Source organism: Promicromonospora citrea, from assembly GCF_013004695.1.
Taxonomy (GTDB): Bacteria; Actinomycetota; Actinomycetes; order Actinomycetales; family Cellulomonadaceae; genus Promicromonospora; species Promicromonospora citrea.
Window position 1 is genome coordinate 1 of record NZ_JABEMG010000230.1, and the last position, 4,029, is coordinate 4,029.

General features: G+C 76.6%; 4 protein-coding genes. 3 read left to right on the top strand and 1 reads right to left on the bottom strand.

What is annotated here, in order from left to right; translation table 11 throughout:
* Nucleotides 1–334: hypothetical protein (locus HLB15_RS22825; RefSeq protein WP_212760259.1), on the bottom strand; the 334-nt coding region annotated here is incomplete at its 3' end.
* Between the two features lie 179 nt (nucleotides 335–513).
* Here HLB15_RS22825 and HLB15_RS22830 point away from each other — a divergent pair.
* From HLB15_RS22830 to HLB15_RS22840, 3 genes are all read left to right on the top strand, one after another.
* Complete coding sequence (locus HLB15_RS22830; protein ID WP_171108967.1) at nucleotides 514–1,941, top strand: condensation domain-containing protein; 1,428 nt, start codon at nucleotides 514–516, stop codon at nucleotides 1,939–1,941.
* 11 nt (nucleotides 1,942–1,952) lie between these two features.
* The gene (locus HLB15_RS22835; protein WP_171108969.1) at nucleotides 1,953–3,383 is read left to right on the top strand and encodes a condensation domain-containing protein; all 1,431 of its coding nucleotides are present in this window, start codon (nucleotides 1,953–1,955) and stop codon (nucleotides 3,381–3,383) included.
* Nucleotides 3,364–4,029 (top strand): condensation domain-containing protein (locus HLB15_RS22840; protein ID WP_212760260.1); only part of this gene is annotated, 666 nt, incomplete at its 3' end. The genes HLB15_RS22835 and HLB15_RS22840, both read left to right, overlap by 20 nt.

Here is a 4,029-nt window from a genome sequence, read left to right on the forward strand (position 1 = left end):
GGCCGCGGGCCGGGTCGAGCGGCACGTCGGCCTGGGCCTGCGCCCACGCGGCGACGCCGCCGACCGGGACGGGCGCGGTCTGCAGGTCGAGCACGGGCAGGGTCGCCGCGGGCGCCCAGACGTGCCGGGCGCCGGGCACGCGGGCGCGGACCACGCGCCGGTGCAGCGCACCCGCGGCGAGGTGTCCGGCCAGGTCACGTAGCCGTTCGGCGTCGTACGGGTCGTCCAGGCGCCACAGCACCTGGTTCACCGCGGGGCTCACCGGGCCGGCGTGGCGGCGCAGGAACATGTCGTCGGCGAACTGCAGGCGCAGGGTGCGTGGCGGGTGGGTCACGCTCGTCTCCCGTCCGGTTCGGGCACCTTCGTGGTCAGGGGGCAGACCATACCGGCCCGAACCGGGGGGACTAACTTTCACCCGGCATATCCGGTATAAAGGTCGCCGCAAGGGGACTGCGGGGCTTGCCCGACGTCGTGCCGGCCGTGCCCGAAAAACGATCCGAGGGACCCGCACGTATGGAATACACCGAGCTGTCGGCCTACGAGCTGCCTGCCGGGACCGTGACCTCCTGGACGCCGCGCGCCGACGCCGGGCGGTGGCAGCAGGACTCGCGCGACCTGTCGCCGGGGCACGAGGCCCACCTGCGCGACTCCGAGCCCGGCTCCTGGATCGGGTCGGTGCTGCGGGTGCCCGCGCCGTACGAGCCCGAGGCGCTGCGACGCGCGATCCACGCCTGGCTGAGCAGGCACGAGGTGCTGCGCACGACGGTCACGCCGGCGGGGGACGGCGGCTGGCGTCGCGTGACCGCGCCGGCGGAGGCGGTGGCCGTCCGCGACCTCGTGGTCGGCGACCTCACCGCCGACCAGGTGCGGACGCTGCTGCCCCGCCTGCTCGCCGACGTCTCGCCCACCGCCTGGCCGCACTGCGTGCTCGCGAGCGTGACGCCGCACGAGCCGGGCACCGGCTTCGTGCTCGCGTTCGGCGCCGACCACTCGGTCATGGACGCCTACTCCCAGCTCCTGTGGTTCGAGGAGATCGTCTCGCTGTACGACGCCGCCCGCCGCGGCGTGCCGGACGCCGAGCTGGAGGCGCTGGAGGTCGGCTCGCACGTCGACTTCTCCGCCGAGGACCGCAAGCTGGCCATGACGCTGGCGGCCGACGGCGAGCCCGTGCGCCGCTGGCTCGACTTCCTCGGCCCGGGGGCCGCCTTCCCGCGGTACGACGGCGTGACCCGCCCGCCGGCGGACGCCGCCGAGGCCGCCCGCCCGCAGGCGTCGCGCTCCGAGTGGCTCGCGACCGTCGCCCAGACCGACGAGCTGAGCGCCCGCAGCCGGGCCCGCGGCGCGTCGGCGCAGTCCGGGGTGCTCGCCGCGTTCGCGCACGCCGCACGCCGGGTGCACGGCCTCGACCGGCTCCGGTTCGTGCTGCCGATGCACACCCGGTACGCGCCCCAGCACGCGGCCGCCGTCGGCTGGTACGTGGGGCTGTGCCCCGTGGACCTCGACCTGGGCGGGACGGAGCCCCTGCTGCGTACGCACCAGGGAGCCGACCCCGTCGTGGACGGCGACGCGCTGACGGAGTCGGTCGGCCGCGTGCACGCGGCCGTCGCCGCGGGCAAGCCGCTCGTGCGGTACTCGTTCGCGCGCATCGCCGAGCTCGGCGGCATCGCCGACGGCCCGCACTTCGCGGTCTCGTACGTCGACACCCGGTTCGTGCCCGGCGCCGAGCGGTGGAGCGACTGGTCCGCCCGGACGCTGCGCAGCCCCGCCCACGGCACCGACGAGCTCTACCTGTGGTTCCTGCGGACCCACGAGGGGCTCAACGTGTCGGCCCGGTACCCCGACACCCCCGAGGCGCACGCCGCGATGGACGGCCTGGTCGCCGAGCTGCGCACCCACCTGCGGGCCTTCGGGTCCGCCGAGCCGAGGGAGGCGGTCGCGTGATCCTCGGCGCGATGAGCACCTGGACGACGACCCCGGGCCGCGTGCTGCACGTGCGCCCCACTGCGGAGGCCGCCGCGGCGGCGGCGTCGGCGCCGGTGGACGCGGGTCCGCCGTCCTTCCTCCAGGGCGACCACCTGCGCGCGTACGCCGCGCGACGCGCGGCCGGCGGCGTGCACCGTGCCTGGACCGGCGTCGCCTCGCACCTGACGGGCCCGTTCGACGGCGCGGCGCTCGCCCGCGCGCTGACCCGGTTCGTCCGCCGCCACGAGGGTCTGCGTACCTGGTTCGACGTCGACGGCGCGGAGCCCGTGCGCCACCTCGTGCCCGCCGACGTCGTCGCGTTCGAGACGGTCGAGGTGCCCGGACCGGAGGCAGGTCCGGCCTGGGACGAGGCGCTGACGGCTCACCTCACCGCGACGTTCGACGCCGGGTGCCGGCCGGACTCCTGGGCGCCGTTCGCGCTCGGGGTGGTCGTGCCTGCCGGCAGCTCGGGCTTCGCGGTGTTCTGGGGCTGCGACCACGCGTTCACCGACGGCGCCTCGCAGCTCATGGTGCTCAGCGAGCTCGAGGAGCTGTACGCGCAGGAGCTCGCCGGCGCGTCGCCCGACGCCGGGCCCGCGGGCTCGTTCCTCGACCACGCGCGCGCCGAGCACGCCCTGGCGGCCGGGACGCCCCCGGACGCGCCGGAGATCCTGGCGTGGTCCGACGCGGTGACCGCCCACGGGGGCAGGCTGCCCCGGTTCGCGCTCGACCTCGGGCTCGCCCCGGGTGAGACGGCCCCGGTGCGGATCCGCACCGCCACCCTGCTCGACGCCACGGGCCTGGCCCGGCTGGACGCGCTCGCCGCCGCGCACGGGGCGCGGTTCACCGGCGCGGTCTTCGCCGGCATCGCACTCACGGACGCCCGGCTGACCGGCGCCGCCGACTGGTTCGGCGTCACGGTGGTGGGCTCGCGCGGGCCCGGCCTCGAGACGGCGCAGGGCTGGCTCTGCAACTTCGCGCCGGTGACCTTTCCGGTCGGCCGCGGCGGCCTCGCCGAGGTGCTCCCCGAGGCGGACGCCGCGTTCCGGCGGGCGCGCCGCGTCGCGACGGTGCCCGTGCACGCGGCGCTCGGCGTCATGCTGGTCGGCGGCGTGCTCGACCCGGCCTCGCTCGGCAGCCCGCAGCTCATCAGCTACCTCGACCTGCGGCGCTTCCCCGGCGTCGGGCGCCGGGCGTACGACGAGGGCCTGCACTTCACCGGCGAGGGCCGCACGGCGAACGCCTCGCTCTGGGTCAACCGCGACCACGAGCGGCTCTACGTCGTGATGCAGACGCCGGACGTGCCGTCGGCGCAGGCCGCGACCGACCGGTACCTCGCGGAGCTGACGGCGACGTTCGTGGCGGCGGCGGGCGACGGCGCGGCCCGTCGGGAGGCGGCCGGTGCGGGTCGTCTCGGCTGACCTCTGGGAGCCGGCGCCGGGCCGGGTCGTCACGTGGGACGTGCGGCCGGGCCCCGGCGCCGCGCCCGCGCCCGCCGTGCCGACGTTCAACCAGCGCAACCACCTGCTGGGCGCCGCCGCGGGGGAGCCGAGCGTGTGGATCACCGCCGCGTTCGACGTGGACGGGCCGGTCGACGTCGCGGCGCTGGAGGCGGCCTTCACCGGCCTCGTCGCCCGGCACGCGGACCTGCGGGTCGAGGCCGTGCGCGGGGCCGCGGCAGGCGACGTGAACCTCGTGCGGCACGACGCCGCGGCGCTGGTCTGGACGCGGGACGACGGACCCCGCACGGACACCGTGGAGGAGACGCGGGACCACCTGGTGGCCGCGCTGGGCCGCCGCTGCGCCCCGTTCGGCTACCCCGCGTTCCTGCCCGCTGCGGTCAGCCGGGAGGGGCGGTCCACCGTGATCCTCGGCATGGACCACCTGCACACCGACGCATGGTCGACCGCCGTCGTCGTCGAGGAGCTCGCCGCGGCCTACACCGCGTTCTACATGACCCGCCTGTTCTTCATGACCTTCGGCGGGCGCCGCCCGCGCTGGACCGAGAACCAGCATCCGCACGAGGGCTCGCCCCTCATGTGGTGGCCGCTGGTGTTCCTCGGCGTC

What these genes read in the sequence shown, in the direction of transcription:
- HLB15_RS22835 (WP_171108969.1), top strand. Translation starts at nt 1,953, where the DNA reads ATGAGCACCTGGACGACGACCCCGGGCCGCGTGCTGCACGTGCGCCCC.
- HLB15_RS22830 (WP_171108967.1), top strand. Translation starts at nt 514, where the DNA reads ATGGAATACACCGAGCTGTCGGCCTACGAGCTGCCTGCCGGGACCGTG.